Genomic DNA, 21,551 nt, shown 5'->3' on the forward strand with positions numbered 1-21,551 from the left:
AACCCCTGTCGCCGGGTTGGCGCAGTAGGCTGCGGTACGCGTGGTCCGCGGTGCTGTCGGCCGACGTCGGACCGGGGTGGGCCGCCGGGGGTCGACGAGCCGGTGACGCGCTGCCCGGGTCAGGTGCTGCCGGCGGCGCCGCCCCCGCCGCCCGCCCCACCGCCGCTGACGGTGGTGCCGCTCGCGGACGTCCCCGCCGTGGAGTTGAAGGCGATCCACCACGGGAACGTCGCGAGCTGAGCGGAGTGCCCGGCCGCCCCGAACGCGCGCACGACCTGCCCCGACTCCGCGGCGGCCTTCATCCGGTCCTCCAGCGCGCCGGCGAGGTCGAGGGCCACGGCGTCGGGGAGGACGGCGTCGAGGTCCAGGTCCGCGTGCTCGTCCTCGGCCGCGGCCTTGAGCCCGTCGCGGTAGGCGATCCAGCCGACGGCGGCGTTCTGGCCGGCGATGGTGAGGCTGGGGTACGTGGTGGCCAGCACGGTCGCGGCGAGGGCGGCCACCGCGAGGCCGCCCAGCGCCACCCACGCCGGCCAGGGCGCCTCGCCGATCGCGCCGACGACGAACCCGGCCACCAGCAGGACCCAGCCGAGGACCGCGATCACGGCGAGCCACGCCCGCGGCACCCGCGCCGCCTCGTCGAGCCAACCCTGGGCGACGAGCCTGTTGCGCAGGGCCGTGCGGACCGCGGACGGGTCGCGGACGACCTTCCCGAGCGCGGTGCTGTCGACGACCTCGCCGTCGGCACGGTCGGCGAGGCCGCGCCAGACCGCGCGGTCGACGTCGTCGCGGAGCAGCCCCTCGTCGCGCAGCCGGACCTGCACCTTCGGGCTGCTGAACGTCCCGCCGTCGCTCTCCGGCTCGATGTCGACGGCCCCGCGGGTCGCGAGGTCGAGCAGGACCGCCGGTGTCGGCGAGGAGGGCGGTCCGCCGGCGACGAGCGCGGCGGCCACCGCGGGCGGCAGGTCCCCCGGGCGGCGGGTGGTCGGCTTCCCGGGAGTCCGGTCGGTGGTGCGCCGCCCGCGGAACAGGCCGAACGCCCCGGTCAGCGCGACGAGTGCGGCGGCGAGCGCCGCCGTCGGCAGCCAGCTCCGCGAGGCGTCCGCCGCCCACTGCTCGGCCGCGCTGACCGGCGGCCCGAACCGGATGCTGTCCGAGAGCCGCTCGATCCCCGCGACGAGGCTCGCGTGGACGTCGCCCTCGCGCAGCGGCGGGATCAGGGCGTCCTCGACGATGTCCTCCTGCTCGTCGCGCGGGACGTTGCCGTCGTCGAGGGTGCGCCCGACGAAGATGCCGGCGCGCGCCTCCTGCGGGTCGTCGGGGTCGCGGTTGACCAGGATCGCCACGGCAGTGTCCTGGTCCGCACCGGTGCGCGCGACCCACGCCTGCTGCAGGGCCTCCACCTGGTCGAAGGTGTCCTCGCTCGACGCGTCGAGCGCGCGCACGAGTACGACCGCATCGGCCCCGGTGTCGCGCAGCGCGTCGAGCCGGTCCTGCAGGTCGCTCGTCTGCTCCGGCGTCAGCGAGGACCCGGTCTCGTCGTAGACGCGCACGCCCGGTTCGAGGCCGGGGAACCGGTCGGCCTCCTGCGCGAGCGCCGCGGGCGCGGTGACGAGCACCGCCAGCAGCACCGCCAGGACGGCAGCCAGCCCTCCGGGCACCGATGACCCCCGGACAGCACCAACCCGCACCGCACCAACCCCCCGTCGGTGATCCACCCCCAGCATGATGCCGCGTCGGGCGGCGGCCGGCACACCGGGGTGATCGGCGTCCGGTCAGCGCCGGCCCAGCACCGGGGTTGGCGGGTACCCCGTCGACCTGGTGTCCGATCGTGGTCCGTTGCCGGGGTGTGGGAGGCGCGCCGCGCTCATCCGGCCTCGCGGTCGTGCGTGTACAGCGGCGCCATCGCCTCCATCTGCTCGATGACGAGCCGGATCGCGTCAGGCTGCTTGTCCGGTGGGTACTTGTGTTTGACGAGCAACCGCTTGATCGACGACCGGAGCTTCGCGCGGACGTCGTCGCGGACCATCCAGTCCGTCTTGACGTCCCGGCGCATCACCGCGACCAGCTCGCGCGCGATGCTCGCCAGGACGTCCTCGCCCTGCACTTCCACCGCCGACTCGTTGTCGCTGACCGCGTCGTAGAACGCCAGCTCGTCCTCCGAGAGCGGCGGGGTGAACCGCTGTCCGCGGTCGCCCTCGGTGGCGACCTCCCTGGCCAGCGCGATCAGTTCCGCGATCACCTCCGCCGAGGTGAGCTGCTGGTTCGTGTAGCGGTTCATCAGCGCCCTGATGCGTTCGGAGAAGGCGCGCTGTCGGACCACGTTGTTGCGCGCGACGCCGGCGGCCTGGGCGGTGAGCAGGTTGCGCAGCGCCTCGATCGCCAGGTGCGGGTTCTCGGCCTGCTGGGCTCTGAGCTGGAAGTCCGGGGTCAGGTCGGACAGCGAGGGCTTCGGCATGCCCGCGGCCTCGTAGATGTCGACGATCCGTCCGGTCTTCGTCGACGTGGCGACGAGCTCGGACAGCAGGCGCTGGATCTCCTCGGGCACCGGCTCACCGTTGGCCTGCCGCTCGGCGGCGTCGAGTTTGGCCATGTAGACGCGGACCTCTTCGTAGAACTGCACCGACGGCAGCAGCTCGGCCAGCGTCACCTCCCCGGCGGCCACCGACCACCACCGTGCGAGCTGGGCGGTGAGCGTGCGGAACCGCTGGCCGACGGGCTCCTCGCCCTCGGCCACCTGGTTGCCCGGTGTCGACGGCGAGCGCAGCCAGGTGGCCAGCCCGACGGCGGTCTTGAGCCATGCGGTCGTGCTGGTCAGCTTCGACCGCCATCCGAACGGGGCGCTCAGGGCGTCGAGCTGTTCGACGAGCCTGCGGGTCTCGACGGCGGCCTCGTCGATGTCCCGCCCGACCGGCTTGCGGGTGCGGTCGTTGTCGGTGTACTGCGCGAGTGCGGACTCCAGGTTCTCCGCCAGCGGCGCGTAGGCGACGAGCAGGCCGTCCGGCTTGCCCTCGAACGTGCGGTTGACCCGGGCGAGCGTCTGCATCAGCAGAGCTCCCTGGAGCGGCCGGTCCAGGTAGAGCGTGTGCAGCGGTGGGGCGTCGAACCCGGTGAGCATCATGTCCTTGACGATCACGATCTGGAGCGGGTCGTGCTCGTCGCGGATCCGGTTCTGCACCTTCTTCACCTCCGACCCGCGCCGGACGTGCGTCTGGATGTGATCGGGATCCGTCGCCGAGCCGGAGTAGACGACCTTGATGACACCTGCGAGGTCGTCGGCGTCGTGCCAGCCCGGCCGCAGCGCGATGATCTCGTCGTACAGCCGGGCGCAGATCTCCCGCGTCGCGCCGACGATGAACGCCTTGCCCGGGACACCGAGGAACGGCGCCATGGCGGTGCAGCGGCGCTCCCAGTGCTCGACGATGTCCGCGGCGAGGGCCTTGAGGCGGGCCGGTGCGCCGTAGAGCGCGTTGATGACCGCGACCGACTTCTCGATGTTGGCCCGCTCGACGTCGTCGAGGCCGGAGGTCGCCTCGTCCGCGGCGTGGTCGAGCTGCTCCTCACTGACGCCGGGCGCGAGCTCGATCAGCCGCTGCTCGAACCGCACGGGAACGGTGGCGCCGTCGTCCACGGCCCGGGTGAGGTCGTAGACGTCGATGACGTCGCCGAACACCTCCTGCGTGTCGCGGTCGGCGAAGGAGATCGGGGTGCCGGTGAAGGCGATGAACGTGGCTCTGGGCAGCGCGTCACGGATGCTGCGCGCGAACCCGCGGATGCGGTCGTAGTGACTGCGGTGGGCCTCGTCGACGATCACCACGATATTGCGCCGGTCCGACAGCATCGGGTGCTCGGCTCCGGCCTCACGCTCGGCCTGGGTGCGTCCGAACTTCTGCAGCGTCGTGAAGTAGATGCCTCCGGTCATCCGCTCGCGCAGCGCGGTCCGCAACGCGTCGCGCGACGACACCTGGACGGGGGTCTCGGTGAGCAGCCGGGAGCGGTTGAAGGTCTCGAAGAGCTGCGTGTCGAGCTCGGTGCGGTCGGTGACGACCACGAGCGTCGGGTTCTTCAGCTTCGGCGCGACGGCGACGAGGTGGGCGTAGAGCTCCATCTCCATCGACTTGCCCGACCCCTGGGTGTGCCAGACGACGCCCGCCTTGCCGTCGCTCTCGGCGGCCGCGACCGTCTTGCCGACCGCCTTGGTGACCGCGAAGTACTGGTGCGGCTTGGCGACCCGCTTCGCCAGGCGGCCCCCGTCCAGGTCGAAGGCGACGAAGTTCCGCAGCATCTGCAGGAGCCGCTCCTGGTTTCCGAGCCCTTCGATGAGGGTCTCGAGCGCGACGTCGGCGAGGCCTTCGGAGAAGACGCCGGGGGTGACCGGCTCCCCGCTGTCGTCCACGTTCCACGGCGAGTAGTGGTTGAGCGGCGTGAACGGGGTGCCGTAGCGGGCGGTGATGCCGTCGCTGATGATCGTCAGCACGCAGAACCGGAACGCGGCCGGGAACTCCTGCAGGTAGGTCGCGAGCTGCGCGTGCGCCTTGGCCGTCGTGGCCGACGCCGAACCGGCGTTCTTCAGCTCGACGACCACGACCGGCATGCCGTTGAGGTAGAGCACGACGTCGAACCGCCGCTCGTGTTCCTTCGAGCGGACCGTCACCTGGTTGACCGCGAGCCACTCGTTGTCCTCGACGCGGTGGCTGACCACGCGGATCGTGGGGTTCTGCTCGATCCCGTCGGCGTCGACGTAGCTGATCCTGCGGTAGCCCTCCACGAGCACCCGGTGCATCCGGTAGTTCTCGGCGATCGCGTCCTGGGATCCCAGCTTCAGGATCTCGGCCAGCGCCTCCTCCAGGTATCCGCCCGGCACGTGGGGGTTGAGCCGCCGTAGCGCGGTGAGGAGTCGGCCGCGGAGCACGATGTCGTCCCAGGACGTCCGGCCGTCCTCGCTTCCGGGCGCGACGGCGGCGCCGGGGAGCGGCATCCACCCGTGCTCCTCGAACCGGTCGAGCGCGATCTGCTCCCAGTCGGCCTCGCCGGCCATCAGTGTCCCTCCGTATCGACGATCCGGTAGCTCTGCTTGCTGCTGCGGAAGGGATACAGGGGTGCAATGAGACCGCGATCCACCAGCACCGACAGCCGCCGAGTTGCGGTCCGCTCCGACAGGCCCAAGCGTGCCGCAAGAGCGCGAGGGCTGGTGCTGCCGGCTCGGATCGCCTGCATGACGGCGTCGAGGTCGGCTTCTATCCCTGCCGGCCGGGCCTTCCGTTGATCGGGCTCGGCGGGTGGGTCGTGCTCGACCGGGCCGACGTCGTCGACGAGGTGGTAGCTGGCGTATCGCCGTCCACCGCTGATCTCGGCGACCCCGCGCTGGACGAGGTCCTTGAGTGCTCGACCGGCATCGGTCCGATCAACCCCCCACGCCTGCAGCATGGCGTTCGTGACGCGGCCGGTCGCCCGCATCATCGCGAGCGCGAGGTGCTGCGCGTCGGTGAGCGCGGACAGTTTCAGCGAACCGATCCACGCGACGATCTCCGGTGCGAGGAGTGCGTGCTGCGGAATCGACACCGTGACGGTTCCGGGTCGCACGTCGAACTTCGGCGGGCTCATGCCGACCCTGCGCAGTTCCGCCATCACGTCGAGCAATCCGGAACCGCGGTTCTCGCACAGCATCTCGTCACGGGATCCGGGCAGCTCGATGTCGGCGAGCAGCGCGGCCATGGTCTGATTGCGTGACGTCGAGCGATGCGCCGCCGAGCCGAGGTCGGCCACGGTGATCGGCCCGAAGAGGCCCCCTGCGTTCGCGACGACCAGGCGGTCCGGGTACAGCTCGACCCGCACCTGGGCGCCACGCGCGTCAGGGCTGTAGTCGCGGTGCATGAGCGCGTTGACGACCAGTTCGCGGACGACGTCGAGAGGGTAGTCATATCGGTCCTCCCGGCCGATACCGGTGATGATCGCGCCCGCCCGCATGTTGCGGATGGCCATCGCGACGACGTCGGCGACGATCGTCGGGATCGGCCCGGTGATGGTCTTGTTGTCCAGGAAGCGCCGGCCGTCCGGCGACCGTTCGCCCATACGTGTCGTCGGCAGGACGACGAACGAGACGAAGAGCTGCGGGAAGTACTGCTGCGGGTACTCGCCGAAGCACAGCAGGCCGGCGAGCGTCGGCCGCAGAACGCCGTCCGCATCTGGAGTCAGCACACCCAGACGGGTCAGGAAGCGCTCGCGGTCGTCATGGCGTAGCCCTCGTGAGCGGCGGACCCGCGTGAGGTAGGCGATGACGAGGTCCTCGTCCAGGTCGGCCTGCGTGGCGTCCGGAACGGCCATGCGGTCGAACGTCGGCTGGCTCCGGTTGGACAGGAGCTGCGTCACCTCGTAATGCGAGAGCCTGCGGTCACCGTCCCCGCCGCGGATGAACGAACCTCCGTAGGTCCCGCGGCTGCTCACGAAACACGGCTTCTCCACCGGGTCGAGCTCCGGCACGTCGAGGTGCACGACGAGCACACCGTCGACCTCCTCGATCTCGATCGGAGCCCGGCAGGGTGGCTCGACTTTGTTCGCGCAGGCATCCGCGAGCGCGTCGCGGATGGCCGGGGCGTCGAAGCCCGCGGCCGGCACGAACCCGGCCCCCTCGTCCACGCCGACCAGGAGGGTGCCGCCGGTACCGTTGGCGAAGGCGCTGATCGTCTCGGTGACCGACGTCGGCAGACCGCCGGCGCCCGACTTGACCTCGACGTCGGTGGGCTCGACGCCGAGCTTGCGCAGCCGCCCGATCAGCGCCATCGTGTCCATCGATCGCCTTCCTCGCCACGTCCCGGCCATACTCCGCCATACTCCGCCACTATCGTGGCGGAGTATGGCGCAGTGTTGTCACAGTTGCTCCTCGACCTGCCGCTCGGCGTCTCGCACGCGGATCTTGCCGGCCATGAGCAGCGGCAGCAGTTCGTCACGCGTCTGTACCAGCCTCTCGTTCTCGACGAGTAGTGTCGCAATGTGCGACTCCATCGCGACGAGTTTTTCCTCAAGCCACAGGCCTCGCGACTCTTCTATAGCTGGCACGCTAACCAACTCAAGCTGCGCCTTATTGATCGCTCCGAAAACCGTTCCCTCTGCCTCGTATGGTATCCATTCACGATGCGCCGCTCGGACCTGGTGAAAGAGGGTCATGGGTCGACCTTCTTTCGATCGGAGCCCTGCAAGTCCTCGTCCTAGACAAAGCGATTCTTCAGCCAGGTTCATCCTTCCCACCGGTGCCCGAACGCTAAGCAGCGTGTCAGTCGCTTCCGCCGAACGAACGGGTTCTGTCGTCCATACACGTCGTTTCGGGAATCGCGGTCCGAAGTCACGAACTCCCTGATAGAAGGGCGTTCCAGTGCCGTCCTCGTTGTAGCTGGTTCCGGGTGGCGATGATCCCATGGTGACAGTTGCTATGGCCGAAAGCGATACTTCAGACCGCTTGAATGTGCTACGTGCGAGGGTCGCTGCCAGCTCGTCCATCGTGGCAATTACCATCTCGTTTATGACGATCTTGTCGTCGAGTGCTCCCAGCACTGCAACGATGGCGTCCTGCTGGCGACGAGTCGGTACCAGAACGTTTAGCGCCTTCGCTTCCGGATAGTACATGGTCTGGTGGGTGGTACCATGAGCGAAACGTCGCACACTGTCTTGCTCCAGCATGAATATGTACCGCAGATACGAGCTGTTGAGCTGCGGGCCGCAGATCCAGTTCACGAAGTCCTGACTGGTGGCCATGGGTCGGCCCATTTCGACAACGAATCCGACCGAGGCTGTGCGGGAGAGGCAGACGGTCCTCGCAGGAAGAATCCGAGCTGAGGAGTTGTCGAGGCCTTCCTGAGTGACGCGATCGAGCGTATTATCGATAACCTTTCCATGGTTGGCGGTCGCATCCCGAATGCCGATCCAGGGAATTTTCCCGCCCCAGTATTCGTCCCTTGATCTACTCGGGGTGTGTCCGCTCTCCAGATGCGCAATATCGCTTAGTATGCACCAACTGAAACCTGGCGGCTCCGGGAGCTCCTCAGGTCTGCCGACGCTCAATGCGATGCGGCCCGGAATCACCCCTTTCGTGGCCTCCCGGCCACCTGTACGAGTTGATCTGCTCATGAAAGGGTCGCCAGCTGCGCGCGTACTACATGCTCGAGCCGGGCCGATTCATCAAACTCCGCGAGAAGTTTCTTGGTCAGGCGCTCGATCTTGACATCCAGCGCTTCGCCGTCGTCGCTGACTTCGGCCAATCCGACGTATCGCCCTGGCGTCAGGGCGTAGTCGGCAGCTTTGATCTCATCCAGGGTCACCGACTTGCAGAATCCTGGGATGTCCTGGTATGTGCAATTCGTCGCGGTAGCTGAGGGCGAGCCTCGCCAGGCGTGGTAGGTGTCTCCGATGCGGACGATGTCCTCGCTGGAGAATGCCCGCTCGGCACGGTCGACCATGAAGCCCATCTCGCGGGCGTCGATGAAGAGCACCTGACTAGTGCGGTCGATCGAGCCTTGCTTGCCCGCGCTCTTGCCCTTGGCAAAGATCCAGAGGCACACCGGGATGCCGGTGCTGCGGAAGAGCTGCGTGGGCAGCGCGATCATGCAAGACACGAGGTCCGACTTGACGATCTCCGCGCGAATCGCGCCTTCGCCGTTCGAGTTCGACGACATCGATCCGTTCGCCATCACGACGCCGCCCTTCCCGCCCGGTGCGAGCTTCCACAGGATGTGCTGGATCCAGGCATAGTTGGCGTTGTTCGCCGGCGGGACGCCGAAGCGCCAGCGTGGGTCCTCGGTGTTGCGCGTCCAGTCCTTGATGTTGAACGGCGGGTTGGCGAGGACGTAGTCCATCTTGGTGTCAGGGTGCTGGTCGCGGGCGAAGGTGTCGCCGGGGCCGGCGCCGAGGCCGTTGTTGTCGATGCCGTGGATGGCGAGGTTCATGCGCGCCAGGCGCCAGGTCTCGCCGATGGCCTCCTGCCCGAACACCGAGATGTCGGTGGGGTCGCCGTCGTGCTCGCGGATGAACCGCTCGGTCTGCACGAACATCCCGCCCGAGCCGCAGCACGGGTCGTACACCCGGCCTTGCGACGGCTCCAACACCTCGACGAGGACCTTCACCACCGACGGGGGAGTGAAGAACTCCCCGCCTCGGCGGCCCTCGGAGCGGGCGAAGTTGCCGAGGAAGTACTCGTACACCTCGCCCATGAGGTCGCGGGCGCGGTGCTCTCCCTGCCGGCTGAAGCGAGCGCTGTTGAACAAATCCACCAGCTCGCCGAGGCGGCGCTGGTCGACCGCGTCGCGGTTGTAGCCGCTCGGCAGGGTGGCGCGCAGGCTCTCGTTGGCCTGAGCCAGTGCCTCCATGGCGGCGTCGATCAGCGAGCCGATCGTGCGCGGCGGCTCGCTGCCCTCCGCCGGCCTGCCCTTGGCATTCTCGGAGAGGAAGGACCAGCGCGCCTTCTCCGGCACGAGGAACACGCCGTAGCCCTGGTACTCGTCGGGGTCGTCGATCACGGCGGCGATCTGCTCGTCGTCCCAACCGTCGTCGGCGAGGCCGGCGCGGATGGCCTCGCGGCGCTCGTCGTAGGCATCGGAGACGTACTTGAGGAAGACGAGCCCGAGGATCACGTCCTTGTACTGGCTCGACGAGAGGGAACCGCGAAGCTTGTCGGCGGCCTTCCACAGCGTGTCCTTGAGCTCTTTCATGGTCGACGGCGCCTGCGGCTCCGCCTTCTTCCGTGGTGGCACGTCAGCCAGCTCCCGTGTCGATGAGGGTCGGGTCGAGGGTGACCGCACCGGCGGCCACACCGTGGATGAGGTTCGTGACGAGGTCCCGCAGCGCCTGTTCGTGGCGGCGCAGCACCTCCTTGTGGGCGGCCGCGCCCGCGAGGGCGGCGTCGAGCAGGCCGCACTCGGCCGGCGGCAGTTCGGGCACGCTCCACGTCGGCCATTCACTGCCGGGCGGGGCGATGTCGTTGACGATCGCGGCGAGCGCGTGCGGTCCGACCGGGGCGGTGGGCGTCAGGCGCAGGATCCGGCTCGGCGACGCGACCAACGCCCCGCCCCGCGGATCGACCCGCGCGACGGGGCGCCTCCCGTCGAGGACGATCACGTCGCCCGGCTCGGTCCGGTGGGCGCGGCGGTAGTGCTGGTCCGCGTCGAACGGGTCGAGGAAGAGCGTGTCCGTGCTCCCGTCGGCGGAGAGCACCGGCACCGTTCCGGCGGGATCGGTGTGGCCGGCGTCGATGCGGGATCCGCGCCGCACCACCAGCTGTCCGGTGTCGCGCAACTCCGCGAGGGACCGGCGCCGGACCACCATCCCCGTCGACGCCGAGGTGGCGGTGACGTCGAAGCCGGCGATGGTCTCGCCGGTGGTCAGGCTCGCCGCGTAGATCCGGTCGAGGCGGGCACCGCCCTCCACGACGGCGAACCGGGCCGCCCGGGCTCCGCGCGGGACCACCGCGCCGCCACCCAGCACTCGGGTGAGCACGTCGCGGCGCGCGTAGCGGTAGGCGCGCCGCTCGGTGCCGCGGAGCGCGGCCAGTACATCGTTCGCGAGGTCGTCGCGCTCAACGGTCTCCGTGTCCAGATCCGCCAGCCACAGCGTCGACGCGCTACCGCCGCCGCGCAGCACCCACATCCCCAGGCTCTGGCGGTGCGCGCCCTTCCACAGCCCGCGCGGAAGGCGCATCGCCATCGCCAGGTTCCCCGGCCGGAGGGTGTGGGCGCGATCCCGCTCGCCAGGTCCCGGCAGCGGATCGCACATCACGGCCGCGGAGCCGATCACCACGCCCACCTCGGTTGGTGCCAGCGTGACCGTCAGTTCGTCGACGGCCTCCAGCGCCGCCTGCTCCGACGCACCGACCACCGACCGCACCCGGACCGTCGACGGGCTGCCCTCGACGACGTCGACGCCGTCGAGCAGGGCACGCCTGCGCTGCCGCCGCCGGTCGACGTCATCGCCGAGGACGATGCCGGCGAACCCACCGGCCAGCCGGCGCGCCAGCACGAGGTCGGCGGGCGGGTCGAGCGCGACGACGTCGGCATCGAGCGAGAGTCGCGCGGCCTCGACGACCGCGCGAACGAGCTCGATGGCCTCGTCGTCGAGGCCCCGCTCCGGCTGTGACAATCCGACCCCGGCGGCTCCGCCGCCTCCCGCCCCCGCCGCAACCCGGCTCAGTGGCCCGGCCTGCAGCCGATTCAGCGCGTCGGACAGCCCGAACGAGGCCTCCACCAGATCGTCGACGTAGCGGAGCATCTCGGCCGTCGGCCGCATCGCGCGCAGCTCTCGCAGCATGACGCGGTCGCCCGCATCGACCCGCTCCGCGGCCGCCACCAGCTCGGCCGCCGAGCGACCCTCCAGCTCGTCACCGGTGAGGGCGTGCAGGCACAGCAGGACCACGACGTCCTCGATGGCGAGCCCGTCCGGAGCCGAGACGCCCGGCGCGTCGTAGCGGGCGTCGGTGTTGTTGCCGCGGCGGGTCGTGGCCAGGTAGTCGACGACCTCGTCGCGATCGAAGCGGAGGACCCCGTCGGTGGACGGCACAGGCTCCGGGAAGGGGATGCGTTCGCCGCGGACCGTCGGCCGGCTGCGCCACATCGACACGACATGCCGCTGCACCCGGGCGAGCTGGGCGATGTCCTGCATCGTCACGGACGCCCCGTGTGCCACCATGGCCGACCTCCCCTCGTCCTGCAGCGCCCGCCGAACAGTAGCGGGTTGCGCATGGCGCACACGCTTGTTCACTGAGAACCCGGTTTCTCAGTGCACGCGCTCGACCTGCCGGACTGTGCGGCCTCATCGTTCCTCCATCGCGGTCGCCCCGGCCGCCGCCGAGGAGGAGACAGTCCGATGCCCGCACACTTCGACGACACTGGTCCCACGGTCGTCATCGACCACCTCGACCTGCGCGACCCGGCCGTTGTCACGGAGGCCCGGCGCTGGTCGACCGGCCGTCGTGGCGCCGCCGTGGCGGCCACCGACATGGCCGGCGCCGACGTGACGGCGTTCGCCGTCCAGGCGCTCTCGGTCGGCGCACACGCCATCGCCACCGCAGGCGGCGCCCAGGAGGCCTACAACCTGGGGGCGCTGGTCACGGAGGTCGGCGAGCGCACCGCGGAGGCATCCCGGCAGGCCGGCCAGGTCACCGACGAGGCGATCCGGAAGGCCACCGAGACCATCGAGACGTCGACCGTCGCGATGCGCGCCGCGATCGGCGAGCTCGGCACCGAGACGCGGCGCGCGTTCGCCGAGAACGTCGACGCCGCGGGGAAGGTGCTCGCCGGTGACGTCAACCGACTCCTCGGTGGCGAGCACCCCGAACTGCTCGCCCGGCTCGCCCCGGTCATCGATCGCTTCGAGCGGGACCTCGAGGCGCGCTCCACGCAGCAGACCGCGGAGCTGATCGCGAAGGCCGCCCGCCAGTTCGATCCGGCCGACCCGGCCTCGCCCGTGGCCCAGCAGTCGCGCCTGCTGGCCGAGCAGCTCCAGAAGCAGGCGGACACGCTCGTGACGAACAACGCCGACCTCGGGCGCAAGATCGACGCCCTGACCGAGACGGTCAAGCTCGCCCAGGCGGCAGGCGGTGCGCGCGCGACGGCGGAGCGGATGAGCACGCTCAAGGGCAAGCCGTTCGAGGACGCGCTGCACCTCGTCCTCGCCGAGCTGGCGGCCGGCTACGGCGACGAGTACGTCGACACCTCGGCGACGGTCGGGCTCTTCCGGTCGAACAAGAAGGGCGACGGTGTCCTGGCCGTGCACGGCGGCGACGCGCGGATCGTCATTGAGATGACCGACTCCGAGCGCAAGGGATGGGGCGACTACCTCTCCGAGGCAGAGCGCAACCGCAGCGCGCGGGCATCGCTGGGCATCGTGCGGAGCGCTGATCAGCTGGGCGGCCACGGAGTCGTCAGCCTCGGCCCCCGCCGCCTGCTGCTGGCGTTCGATCCCGAGTCCGACTCGGTCGACCTCCTGCGCGTCGTCCTGCAGCTGCTGCGGCTCGCGGCCCAGAGCGCGGTCCACGACGAGCGGTCGGGCGAGGTGCGCGTCGCCGAGGAGAAGATCGCGGAGGCGATCGGCGTGCTCGGCCGGATCGACAAGGTCACCAAGGCCGTCGGCATCATCCGCCGGGAGGCGACCACCATCGGCGACCAGTCCGAGGCGCTGCACACCGAGCTGTCGCGCCTGCTGTCCCAGGCGCGCACCGCCCTCGGCGCGGCGAGCGACGCGGAGTCCGGCGATGCCGCGGCCTGACCGTCGGGACATCTCGTACCCGTGGGTCTGGGCCGAGATCGTGCTGACGGTCTCGCGACGGGCCGTCGGCCGCGCAGCGGTCCCACAGCAACCCGTGGGTGACTGCGCCGGCCGTCACGTGCGTGACGGCCGGCGTGCCACCGATCGACGGCACCCGAGCCCCCTCCAGCGGTGCCACCGAGCAGCTTCCTGATCCCCGTCCGAGAGGAATCCCCATGCACTCCTGCATCCACGGCCACCGGCGGGCCGCCGGTCCGCTGTCCCTGCGTTTCCGGCACAGCTCCTGCAGCCAGGGCGCCGACCAGACCTGCGTCGACGTCGCCCTCCGCGGCGACGCCGTCGTGGTGCGTGACTCGAAGGAGCCCTCCGGGCCGCTGCTGCGGTTCACCCGGGCCGAGTGGCGGGTGTTCCTCTGCGGGGTGAAGGCGGGGGAGTTCGAGCTCCCGCCGGATCCCGATCACTGATCGACCTCGGCGAGGCGAGCGGCGAGCAGCTCCCGCGACCGGTCCGGCCCGGCCGCGACCGCGGCCGCCGCGGTGAGCGAGGCGTGGTAGCCGGCCACGGCGTCCGGGTCGTCGAGGAACGCGTTGGCGTCGAGCTGCTCGCGGAACACGACGCCGGTGGGGTCGCCCGCGAACCGGAACAGGGTGAAGGTGATGCCGACAGCGGGGTGCACCGGCGCGTCGAACTCGATCATCCGAAGTGACACCGACGGCCGATCGGCCACGGCGAGCAGGTGTCGCAGCTGCTCGGCGAACACCTCCTGTCCGCCGATCACCCGCCGCAGCACGGCCTCGTCGAGCAGCACGTCGAGCTCCGGCGGCTCCGGGCGGTCGAGCAGCGTGGCCCGGCGGAGGCGAAGCTCGACCCGGCGGTCCACGATCGCCGGATCGATCCCCGCCACCGAACCGACGAGCGCCCGGATGTATCCCTCGGTCTGCAGCAACCCCGGCACCAGGGAGGTGACGTGCTGGGCGATCAGCTCCGCGCCGTCCTCCAAGCCGTAGAACCGGGCCGAACCGGGTGGCACGACGTCGGCGTAGGCCTCCCACCATCCCCGGACCCGGGCCTGGCGAACCAGGTCGAACAGCGTGTCGCGCGCGGCCCCGTCCACGCCGTAGAGCTCGAGGACAGCGCGCAGGTCCTGCGGACCGACCTTCACGATGCCGGTCTCCATCCGCGACACCTTCGCCGGCGAGCACTCGAGGTGGGCGGCGACCTCCTCGATCGTCCGACCGGACTCGAGCCGGTGGCGGCGCAGGTCCGCCGCCAGGAGGCGGCGACCGACGATCGGACTGGTCACCTGCACCTCCTGGTCTCGTCCGGCAGCGCGAGCATACTGCGTTCTGCAAATTGCAGAAATCGGGAGGAGGGTATCCGTTGTCGAGGGGTGACCGGCCGCGCGTCAGCGCCAGCCCAGCTCCGGGGCCAGGTGGGTGAGGACCGCCTCGACGACGTGGGCGTTGTAGTCCACGCCCAGCTGGGTGGGCACGGTGAGCAGCAGCGTGTCGGCGGCGGCGATCGCCTCGTCCTCGGCCAGCTCGTCGACCAGCTTGTCCGGCTCGCCCGCGTACGTGCGGCCGAAGCGGGCGTTGCCGCCGTCGAGGAAGCCGACCTGGTCGGTGCTGTGGCGCTCGCGCCAGAACAGCTGCTTGTCGAGGTCGCTGACGATCGGGAAGATGCTGCGGCTCACCGACACGCGCGGCGTGCGGTCGTGCCCGGCCTCGGCCCAGGCGTCGCGGAAGATCCGGATCTGCTCGGCCTGCAGCTGGTGGAACGGCACGCCGGTGTCCTCGGTGAGCAGCGTCGAGCTCATCAGGTTCATGCCCTGGCGCGCGGTCCACCCCGCGGTCGCGCGCGATCCGGCGCCCCACCAGATCCGGTCCCGCAGCCCGGGGGACTGCGGCTCGATGCGCAGCAGCCCCGGGGGGTTGGGGAACATCGGGCGCGGGTTGGGTCGGGCGAAGGTCGCGCCGTCGATGACCTCGAGGAACCGGCCGGTGTGCTCGCGGGCCATGTCGGCGTCGGTCGTGCCCCCGGCCGGCTCGTGGCCGAAGTAGCGGTAGCCGTCGATCACCTGCTCGGGGGATCCGCGGCTGATGCCGAGCTGGAGCCGCCCGCCGGAGATCAGGTCGGCCGCGGCGGCGTCCTCGGCCATGTACAGCGGGTTCTCGTAGCGCATGTCGATGACGCCGGTGCCCAGCTCGATGCGGCTGGTCCGGGCCCCGGCCGCGGCGAGCAGCGGGAACGGCGACGCGAGCTGCCGCGCGAAGTGGTGCACCCGGAAGTACGCCCCGTCGGCGCCCAGCTCCTCCGCCGCGACCGCGAGCTCGATGGACTGCAGCAGTGAGTCCGCGCCCGAGCGCACCATCGAGTGCGGCGAGTCCGACCAGTGGCCGAAGGACAGGAAGCCAATCTTCTTCACCTCTCAACCAACCGGTCGCCGGCGGTCGGCATTCCGCCTGCCGGGCAGGCGTCAGCGGGCGGCGGTGAGGGACTCGTCGAGGATCTCCAGCGCGCGATCGATCTCGGTGTCGGCGACGGTCAGGGGCGGGGCGATGCGGAACACCCCGCCCATGCCGGGCAGCTGCACGATGTTGAGGTGCAGGCCCCGGTCCAGGCAGCCGGTGGTCACCGCACGGCCCAGGGCGTCGGCGGGTGCCTTCGTGGTGCGGTCGGCGACGAGTTCGAGTCCGAGCAGCAGCCCGCGGCCGCGGACGTCGCCGATGCAGTCGTGACGGTTCTGGAGCTCCTCGAGCCCGCCGCGCAGCCGGGCGCCGGCCTGCGCGGCCCGCGCGACCAGCCCGTCGCGCTCGACCACCCGCAGCACGGTGAGCCCGACCGCCGCGGGCAGCGGGTCGGACACGTGGGTGGTGAAGAACAGGTAGCCGCGGTCGTGGCAGCGCTGCTCGATCTCCGCGGTGGTGACGACCGCGGCCAGGGGCAGGCCCGCGCCGAGGGTCTTGGACAGCGTGAGGATGTCGGGGACGACGCCGTCGCGCTCGAAGGCGAACATCGTGCCGGTGCGCCCGACACCGGTCTGCGCCTCGTCGAGCACCAGCAGCATCTCCCGCTCGTCGCACTTGCGGCGCAGCGCGGCGAGGTAGCCCGGGGGCAGGTCGAGCACGCCGCCCGAGCTGAGCACCGGCTCGACCAGGCAGGCGGCGAGCGCGCCGGTGGACTGGCGGTCGACGAGGTCGAAGCCGTGGTCGAGCTCGGCCTTCCAGTCGTCGCCGAAGACGCTGCGGTAGGGGTTCGGGGCGGGCAGGGCCAGGTTGCCCGGGACGGTCGGGCCGTAGCCGCGGCGCCCGGCGCTGTAGGTGGCGGCGCGGGCGCCGGAGGTCATCCCGTGCCAGCTCTGCGCGAACGACACGATCTCGTAGCCGCCGGTGGCCAGCTTCGCCATCGCGAGCGCCGCCTCGTTCGCCTCCGCGCCGGTGGTCAGCAGCAGCGAGCGCTGCAGCGGGGCGGGGGTCAGCTCGGCGAGCCTGCGGCACAGGTCGACGACGGGCCGCGAGAGCATGCCGCTGAACAGGTGATCCAGCGTCGCGATCGACTCCCGCACCGTCGCGACGACGTCGGGGTGGGAGTGGCCGAGTACCGCGCTCATCTGGCCGGAGGTGAAGTCGAGGATCGCGCGGCCGGTGGAGTCGTGGACGTAGGTACCCGCCGCCCGCTCGATCACCGCGGGGGAGAAGGGGCCGCCGTAGCGGACCACGTGGCGCTCGACGTCGGTCCAGAAGGGGTCATCGGTCATGGGCTCATGCTGCGTCACCGCGGCGTCCGGGAGAAGGTGCTCGGCGCCGGTTCAGCAGGACCGCGTTGAGCTCGCCGCCCAGCAGCAGGCCCAGGCTGAGCAGGTACACCCAGATCATGACGATGGCGCCGCCGCCGAAGGCGCCCAGCACGGGGTTCGCGTCGGCGGCGAGGGTCAGGTACAGGTGGAACCCGGCGCTGGCCGCCCCCCACAGCGCGGTGGTGAGCAGCGCGCCGGGCACGGTGTCGCGCCAGCGGACGGGCCGGTTCGGCGCGATCCGGAACAGCGCCGCCGAGAACAGCAGCAGGCACAGCGCGACCACCGGCAGCCGCAGCAGGTCCCAGACCCGGCCGAACACCTCGTCCCACCCGACCAGCCCGGCGAGCTGGGAACCCGCCCCCAGCAGCGGGCCGACGACGAGCGCGGCCAGGGCCAGCACGCCGGCCACCAGCGTCACCACGCCCAGCCCCAGCCCGAGCAGCCGCCTGCGCAGCCAGGACCGGTGCTCGTCGACGTCGTAGGCGAGGTTGAGCGCCTGCACGACGACGGCGAAGGCACCGGAGATCGACACCAGGGCCCCGGCCGCGGCCAGGCTCAGCAGCTCCCCGCGGCTGGACTCGAACAGCCCGCGCACCGAGGACAGCAGCGGCCCGGCCCGGTCGGTCAGCAGCGTGTCCAGCGCGCCGACCACCTGCATCTGCGCGGTCTCGGCGAGCTGGGCGCCGACGACGACGTCGAGCACGCCGAGCAGGCCCGCGGCGATCAGCAGTCCGGGGAACACCCCGAGCACCGCGAAGAACGCGACCTCGGCGGCGAGCCCGGGCAGCCGGTCCTGCATGCTCGCGGCGGCCAGCTCGCGCCCCAGCGACACCGCGGGCCGCAGCGACCCGGGCAGCCGTGGAAGCCGCAGCCGTGGCAGCCGGGCGCGCGGGGTCGTGGGCTCCGCGCCGGGGCCCGCCCGGTTCACCGGGAGCCCAGCTCGCTCCCGTCGGGACCCGACCAGGTCAGGCCGCCGGTCTCGGCGGGGCCCAGCGGGACGGCGAAACCACCCGTCCCGGAGTCGGGGACCGGTGCGGGCAGCACCGCGAGGGGGTCGCCGTCGGTCTGCGCGAACTCGACCCGGAACACCCGGTCCCCGGCCACCCCGGCGGTGACCTGCCGGTCCCCGACCAGGGTCAGCGGCACGGTCGCGACCTCGGTGGCCGCGGGCGGTGCCACGCAGTTCTCCGCGCCGTCGGGCGGGATGCGCAGGCACACCTGCCCGTCACGCGTGGTCGCGGTCACCGTGAACGCACCGCCGCCACCGGAGTAGGCGGCCACGACGGACTCCTCCGCGGGGGAACCCGCGGTGATCTCCATCGTGCGCACCATCCGGTCGAGCACGGCCACGTCGCGCTCGTGGTCGGTACCGCCGATCCCGACGGCGTTCGCCACCAGGGTGCCCGGCCCGTCGTCGACGCCCTCGCTGAGGTCGATCAGGTAGCTCGTGGTCGGCGTGCCCTGCGGGTAGAGCCCCTCACCGGTGGCGACGCGCTCGATGCGCACGGCCTGCCGGCCGTCGACGACGGTGACCGCGCGGTCCTGCTCGGTGGCCGGGTCGGGGGAGGCGAGGCGGAAGTACGGCGTCGACTCCGCCGACACCGCGATGGGCGCGGCGCGGGCGTCGGTCTCGGGCTGCGGGTCGATGGGCTGCGGGGCGAACCGCGTGCACGGCGCCACCGCGTCGCCGGGGTTGGTCGACCAGCCCTGTGGATAGGAGACCGCGGTCGCCGGGCCGTCGCAGCGCTGGGTGAGGGCCACCGGCCGATCGGGTGCGGGCTGCCCGGTCAGGACGTCGACGACGATGCGCTGGGGGTCGTCGAGCCGCCCGACCGCGAACGGCCGCGTTCCGGTGAGCCCGGCGTAGAAGGCGTAGCGGCCCTCGTAGAGGGTGTCCTCGACGAGCTCGGTGAGCACCTGGGCGCCCTCGATGCGCTGGCGTTGCGGCCCGTCCCACGGCGCGGTGTCGGGCGGCGCGTCGCCCGGCAGGGCCACGTTGGTCAGGGTGATGCCCAGCGTCGCCGCGCCGGGGACCTCGATCGGGGCGCCCGAGCCCTGCGCCCGCGGGCGGTCGGTGTAGCCGATCTCCCAGCCGGCGCGCCCGCCGCCCGCGGTCTCGAGGACGATGCGGTCGAACCCGTCGTGGGCGCCCAGGCGCACGTCGGTGAGGGTCACCGGCGCGGCGGTGCCGTCGGCCGCGACGTCGTCGGTGCCGGCCTCGCCGATCGGCCGCAGGCGCCCGTCGCCGTCGCCGTTCTGCCCGTCGCCGTTCTGGCCGTTCCCGCTCTCGTGCAGCACGTCGACGACCAGGCGGGGCGGGCCCCGGAAGACCTGCACCGCGTAGGGCAGCCGGTCGGTGACGCCCGCGGTCCAGGTGAGCTGCGACTCGACGTCGCCGGTCCGCACGACCTCGGTGACCGCCTCGGCCCGGGGCGGCGCCAGGCGGTCGGGCCCGGAGTAGGTGGTGCGGGGTTCGTCACCGGACAGGTCGACGGTGCTCGCCGGGGTGGTGCGGATCTGCAGGAACGCCTGCCCCTCGATCGGCACCACGGCACCGGAACCGGCCTCGCGGACCGGGGGCTCGGTGTAGCTCACGCGGTAGCCGGGGACGGTGTCGGCGAACTCGAGCACGATGCGGTCGAACCCGTCCTGGCCCGCCGCCCGCACGTCGGTGAGCTGGGCGGGGCCGCCCGCCGGGTCGGGGTAGCCCCCGCCCTGCACCGGGCCGGGGTCGGCGTCGCCCACCGGGGCGGTCCCGCCGGCGCCGAGGCCGGCCGGATCGGGCGGGACGGTGCTCACCTCGGCCGAGGCGCACCCGGCCGCGGCCACCATCAGGGTGAGGGCGGCGGCGAGGGTGCGGCGGGACCGTCGGCGACCGGTCGCCGGGGTGGGGTGCCGCCCGGCGGGCGCCGGGGCCGGGGTGGGTGAGGGGTGGATCGCGACCATCTCTCCTCGCTCGGTCGTCGGTCACGGCAGCCGGGTCCCGCGACCCGGGGCGCCTCCAGGGCCCCTACCCCCGGCGATGCCGCCCTATCCACGTCCACGGCCGGTCGTCAGGTGGCCGTCAGGTGCGCCGGCCTAGTCGAGGGGGTCGACGTACCGCCCCAGGTCCTCCGGGGTCAGCGGGGTGCCGATCGGGAAGTCGAGGCTGACGCTGACCAGGATCCCGTCGACCGAGACCCACCCGTTCCCGTTGCCCAGCGACAGCGCGCCCGCCGGGAAGTCGGCGGACCGCGCGACGGTGAACAGCTGGGTGTCGTCGCTGGTGTCGCACGCGGTCGTGGCGATGCCGCGGCCGGGCTCGGCGCCCTCGCCGGTGCCGTACAGGCAGCCCGGTTCGCCCCCCGTCGTCAGGCCGGGGGTCTTGAGCAGGTAGCGCTCGGCACCGGGCGCGACCGGCACGAACACGAAACCGGTGGTCGCCTCCACCCCGTCGCGGTCGGTCGTGAGGTAGCCGTCGTCGCCGATGGCGAGCAGGTGGCCCTCCGGTGTCCGCAGCGCCACCTGCCGGTCCGCGGCGGGTACGTCGGCGTCGGGCGGCGCGGCCGTCGCCGTCGTGCCCGGGCCGCTGGTCGGGCCGGCGGTCGGGCCGGTCGTCGGGCCGGTGGGCGTCCCGGCGGCCGGCGGGCCGCCCGTCGACAGCGCACCCGTCCCGACCACCACACCGACGACGATCGCGGCCGCGGTCGCCCCGGCCGCGACGATGCGAGTGCGCTGCCGGCGCGCCCCGCGGCGGCGCAACCGCGCCGCGGGGGGCAGCTGTGCCGACTCCGCGCCCGCGCGGGCCAGCTCGGCCAGGCGCCCGTCGAGATCCTCACCCATCACGTCCCACCCCGTTCCGCTCCCAGCGTGCCGTGCCCGACCGCGGCGCCCGGTTCCGCGAGCGCGGTGACCAGGTCCCGGCGGGCCCGGGACAGCCACGACTTGACCGTGCCCTCGGGCACGTCCATCTCCCTGGCGACCTCGGCGACCGGCAGGTCGGCGAGGTGATGCAGCACGACCGCCCGCCGTTGGCGCTCCGGTATGCCGCGCAGCGCCGCGGCCAGCGCGACCAGGTCGGCGCGATGCCGCGTCGGGTCGACCGGCGCGGGCGCCGCCCGGCGGTGCGCGAGCAGCCGGTTGCGCGCCTTGCGCCACGCGCTGATCGCCACCCGCGAGGCGACGGTGCGCACCCACGCCTCGGGCGCGTCGTGCGCGGACACCAGGGCCCAGCGCTGCCACGCCCGCGTGTACGCCTCGGCGACGGCGTCCTCGGCCGTCGCCCTGTCGCCGGTCAGCACGTAGAGCTGCCCCAGCACGCGGCCCGACGTCGCCGCGTAGAACGCGTCGAAGCCGGCCTCCCGTCCCTCGCTCCCAGCCATTCCACGGCCCCTTCCCCGGACGTGTCGCCCGGCGCCGCCGGACGTCCACCACCCTCACGCCTGCACCCGCGGCCGGGTTGCACCCGGACGGAGGGTTTCGGGGCGGGTGCCGATCACCGTCGGCGATCACCGCATGTCGGGTCCGGGGCCAC

The 21,551-nt window shown here is 72.1% G+C and carries 15 protein-coding genes; 2 read left to right on the forward strand and 13 right to left on the reverse strand.

All coding sequences use genetic code 11. The features are described from left to right. Nucleotides 1-119: 119 nt before the first annotated feature. From Q1K26_RS18485 to Q1K26_RS18510, 6 genes are all read right to left on the reverse strand, one after another. Nucleotides 120-1,658 carry a TPM domain-containing protein gene (locus Q1K26_RS18485; RefSeq protein ID WP_300014304.1) on the reverse strand — a complete coding sequence of 513 codons (1,539 nt, stop codon included), beginning with the start codon at nt 1,656-1,658 and terminating at the stop codon, nt 120-122. Between the two features lie 206 nt (nt 1,659-1,864). Beyond that, nucleotides 1,865-5,035, reverse strand: coding sequence for a type I restriction endonuclease subunit R (locus tag Q1K26_RS18490; protein WP_300014307.1), 3,171 nt, complete (start codon nt 5,033-5,035; stop codon nt 1,865-1,867). Further along, nucleotides 5,035-6,786 carry an ATP-binding protein gene (locus Q1K26_RS18495; RefSeq protein ID WP_300014309.1) on the reverse strand — a complete coding sequence of 584 codons (1,752 nt, stop codon included), beginning with the start codon at nt 6,784-6,786 and terminating at the stop codon, nt 5,035-5,037. The genes Q1K26_RS18490 and Q1K26_RS18495 overlap by 1 nt, the downstream gene beginning before the upstream one ends. A gap of 78 nt (nt 6,787-6,864) precedes the next feature. Next, nucleotides 6,865-8,118, reverse strand: coding sequence for a restriction endonuclease subunit S (locus Q1K26_RS18500; protein WP_300014312.1), 1,254 nt, complete (start codon nt 8,116-8,118; stop codon nt 6,865-6,867). After that, nucleotides 8,115-9,737 (reverse strand): class I SAM-dependent DNA methyltransferase, encoded by a 1,623-nt coding sequence (locus Q1K26_RS18505; RefSeq protein ID WP_300014315.1) that lies wholly within the window; start codon nt 9,735-9,737, stop codon nt 8,115-8,117. The genes Q1K26_RS18500 and Q1K26_RS18505 overlap by 4 nt, the downstream gene beginning before the upstream one ends. Before the next feature lies 1 nt (nt 9,738). Continuing rightward, nucleotides 9,739-11,664, reverse strand: coding sequence for a hypothetical protein (locus Q1K26_RS18510; protein ID WP_300014319.1), 1,926 nt, complete (start codon nt 11,662-11,664; stop codon nt 9,739-9,741). A gap of 177 nt (nt 11,665-11,841) precedes the next feature. Here Q1K26_RS18510 and Q1K26_RS18515 point away from each other — a divergent pair, with 177 nt between their 5' ends. Continuing rightward, nucleotides 11,842-13,242 carry a Fis family transcriptional regulator gene (locus Q1K26_RS18515; RefSeq protein WP_300014322.1) on the forward strand — a complete coding sequence of 467 codons (1,401 nt, stop codon included), beginning with the start codon at nt 11,842-11,844 and terminating at the stop codon, nt 13,240-13,242. 215 nt (nt 13,243-13,457) lie between these two features. Continuing rightward, the gene (locus Q1K26_RS18520; RefSeq protein WP_300014325.1) at nt 13,458-13,706 is read left to right on the forward strand and encodes a DUF397 domain-containing protein; all 249 of its coding nucleotides are present in this window, start codon (nt 13,458-13,460) and stop codon (nt 13,704-13,706) included. On the opposite strand, the gene Q1K26_RS18525 is transcribed toward Q1K26_RS18520, so the two are convergent. The 7 genes from Q1K26_RS18525 to Q1K26_RS18555 form a co-directional block, all read right to left on the reverse strand. Further along, complete coding sequence (locus tag Q1K26_RS18525; protein ID WP_300014328.1) at nt 13,700-14,545, reverse strand: helix-turn-helix transcriptional regulator; 846 nt, start codon at nt 14,543-14,545, stop codon at nt 13,700-13,702. The two genes, Q1K26_RS18520 and Q1K26_RS18525, sit on opposite strands and share 7 nt — an antisense overlap. Before the next feature lie 102 nt (nt 14,546-14,647). After that, nucleotides 14,648-15,667, reverse strand: coding sequence for an LLM class flavin-dependent oxidoreductase (locus Q1K26_RS18530; protein ID WP_300014331.1), 1,020 nt, complete (start codon nt 15,665-15,667; stop codon nt 14,648-14,650). Between the two features lie 51 nt (nt 15,668-15,718). Next, a complete protein-coding gene (locus tag Q1K26_RS18535; protein ID WP_300014334.1) occupies nt 15,719-16,999 on the reverse strand; it encodes an aspartate aminotransferase family protein in 1,281 nt (426 codons plus the stop codon). 4 nt (nt 17,000-17,003) lie between these two features. After that, complete coding sequence (locus Q1K26_RS18540) at nt 17,004-17,966, reverse strand: YihY/virulence factor BrkB family protein (RefSeq protein WP_300014337.1); 963 nt, start codon at nt 17,964-17,966, stop codon at nt 17,004-17,006. After that, complete coding sequence (locus Q1K26_RS18545) at nt 17,963-19,984, reverse strand: hypothetical protein (RefSeq protein WP_300014340.1); 2,022 nt, start codon at nt 19,982-19,984, stop codon at nt 17,963-17,965. The genes Q1K26_RS18540 and Q1K26_RS18545 overlap by 4 nt, the downstream gene beginning before the upstream one ends. Nucleotides 19,985-20,116: 132 nt before the next feature. Further along, nucleotides 20,117-20,860 (reverse strand): hypothetical protein, encoded by a 744-nt coding sequence (locus tag Q1K26_RS18550; protein ID WP_300014343.1) that lies wholly within the window; start codon nt 20,858-20,860, stop codon nt 20,117-20,119. Beyond that, complete coding sequence (locus Q1K26_RS18555; protein ID WP_300014346.1) at nt 20,860-21,399, reverse strand: SigE family RNA polymerase sigma factor; 540 nt, start codon at nt 21,397-21,399, stop codon at nt 20,860-20,862. The genes Q1K26_RS18550 and Q1K26_RS18555 overlap by 1 nt, the downstream gene beginning before the upstream one ends. Nucleotides 21,400-21,551 lie beyond the last annotated feature (152 nt).

Source organism: Pseudonocardia sp. (assembly GCF_029263155.1).
Classification (GTDB): Bacteria; Actinomycetota; Actinomycetes; order Mycobacteriales; family Pseudonocardiaceae; genus Pseudonocardia.

What these genes read in the sequence shown, in the direction of transcription:
- Q1K26_RS18555 (WP_300014346.1), bottom strand. Translation starts at nt 21,399, where the DNA reads ATGGCTGGGAGCGAGGGACGGGAGGCCGGCTTCGACGCGTTCTACGCG.
- Q1K26_RS18495 (WP_300014309.1), bottom strand. Translation starts at nt 6,786, where the DNA reads ATGGACACGATGGCGCTGATCGGGCGGCTGCGCAAGCTCGGCGTCGAG.
- Q1K26_RS18515 (WP_300014322.1), top strand. Translation starts at nt 11,842, where the DNA reads ATGCCCGCACACTTCGACGACACTGGTCCCACGGTCGTCATCGACCAC.
- Q1K26_RS18490 (WP_300014307.1), bottom strand. Translation starts at nt 5,035, where the DNA reads ATGGCCGGCGAGGCCGACTGGGAGCAGATCGCGCTCGACCGGTTCGAG.
- Q1K26_RS18520 (WP_300014325.1), top strand. Translation starts at nt 13,458, where the DNA reads ATGCACTCCTGCATCCACGGCCACCGGCGGGCCGCCGGTCCGCTGTCC.
- Q1K26_RS18510 (WP_300014319.1), bottom strand. Translation starts at nt 11,664, where the DNA reads ATGGTGGCACACGGGGCGTCCGTGACGATGCAGGACATCGCCCAGCTC.
- Q1K26_RS18550 (WP_300014343.1), bottom strand. Translation starts at nt 20,860, where the DNA reads ATGGGTGAGGATCTCGACGGGCGCCTGGCCGAGCTGGCCCGCGCGGGC.
- Q1K26_RS18535 (WP_300014334.1), bottom strand. Translation starts at nt 16,999, where the DNA reads ATGACCGATGACCCCTTCTGGACCGACGTCGAGCGCCACGTGGTCCGC.
- Q1K26_RS18545 (WP_300014340.1), bottom strand. Translation starts at nt 19,984, where the DNA reads ATGGTCGCGATCCACCCCTCACCCACCCCGGCCCCGGCGCCCGCCGGG.
- Q1K26_RS18500 (WP_300014312.1), bottom strand. Translation starts at nt 8,118, where the DNA reads ATGAGCAGATCAACTCGTACAGGTGGCCGGGAGGCCACGAAAGGGGTG.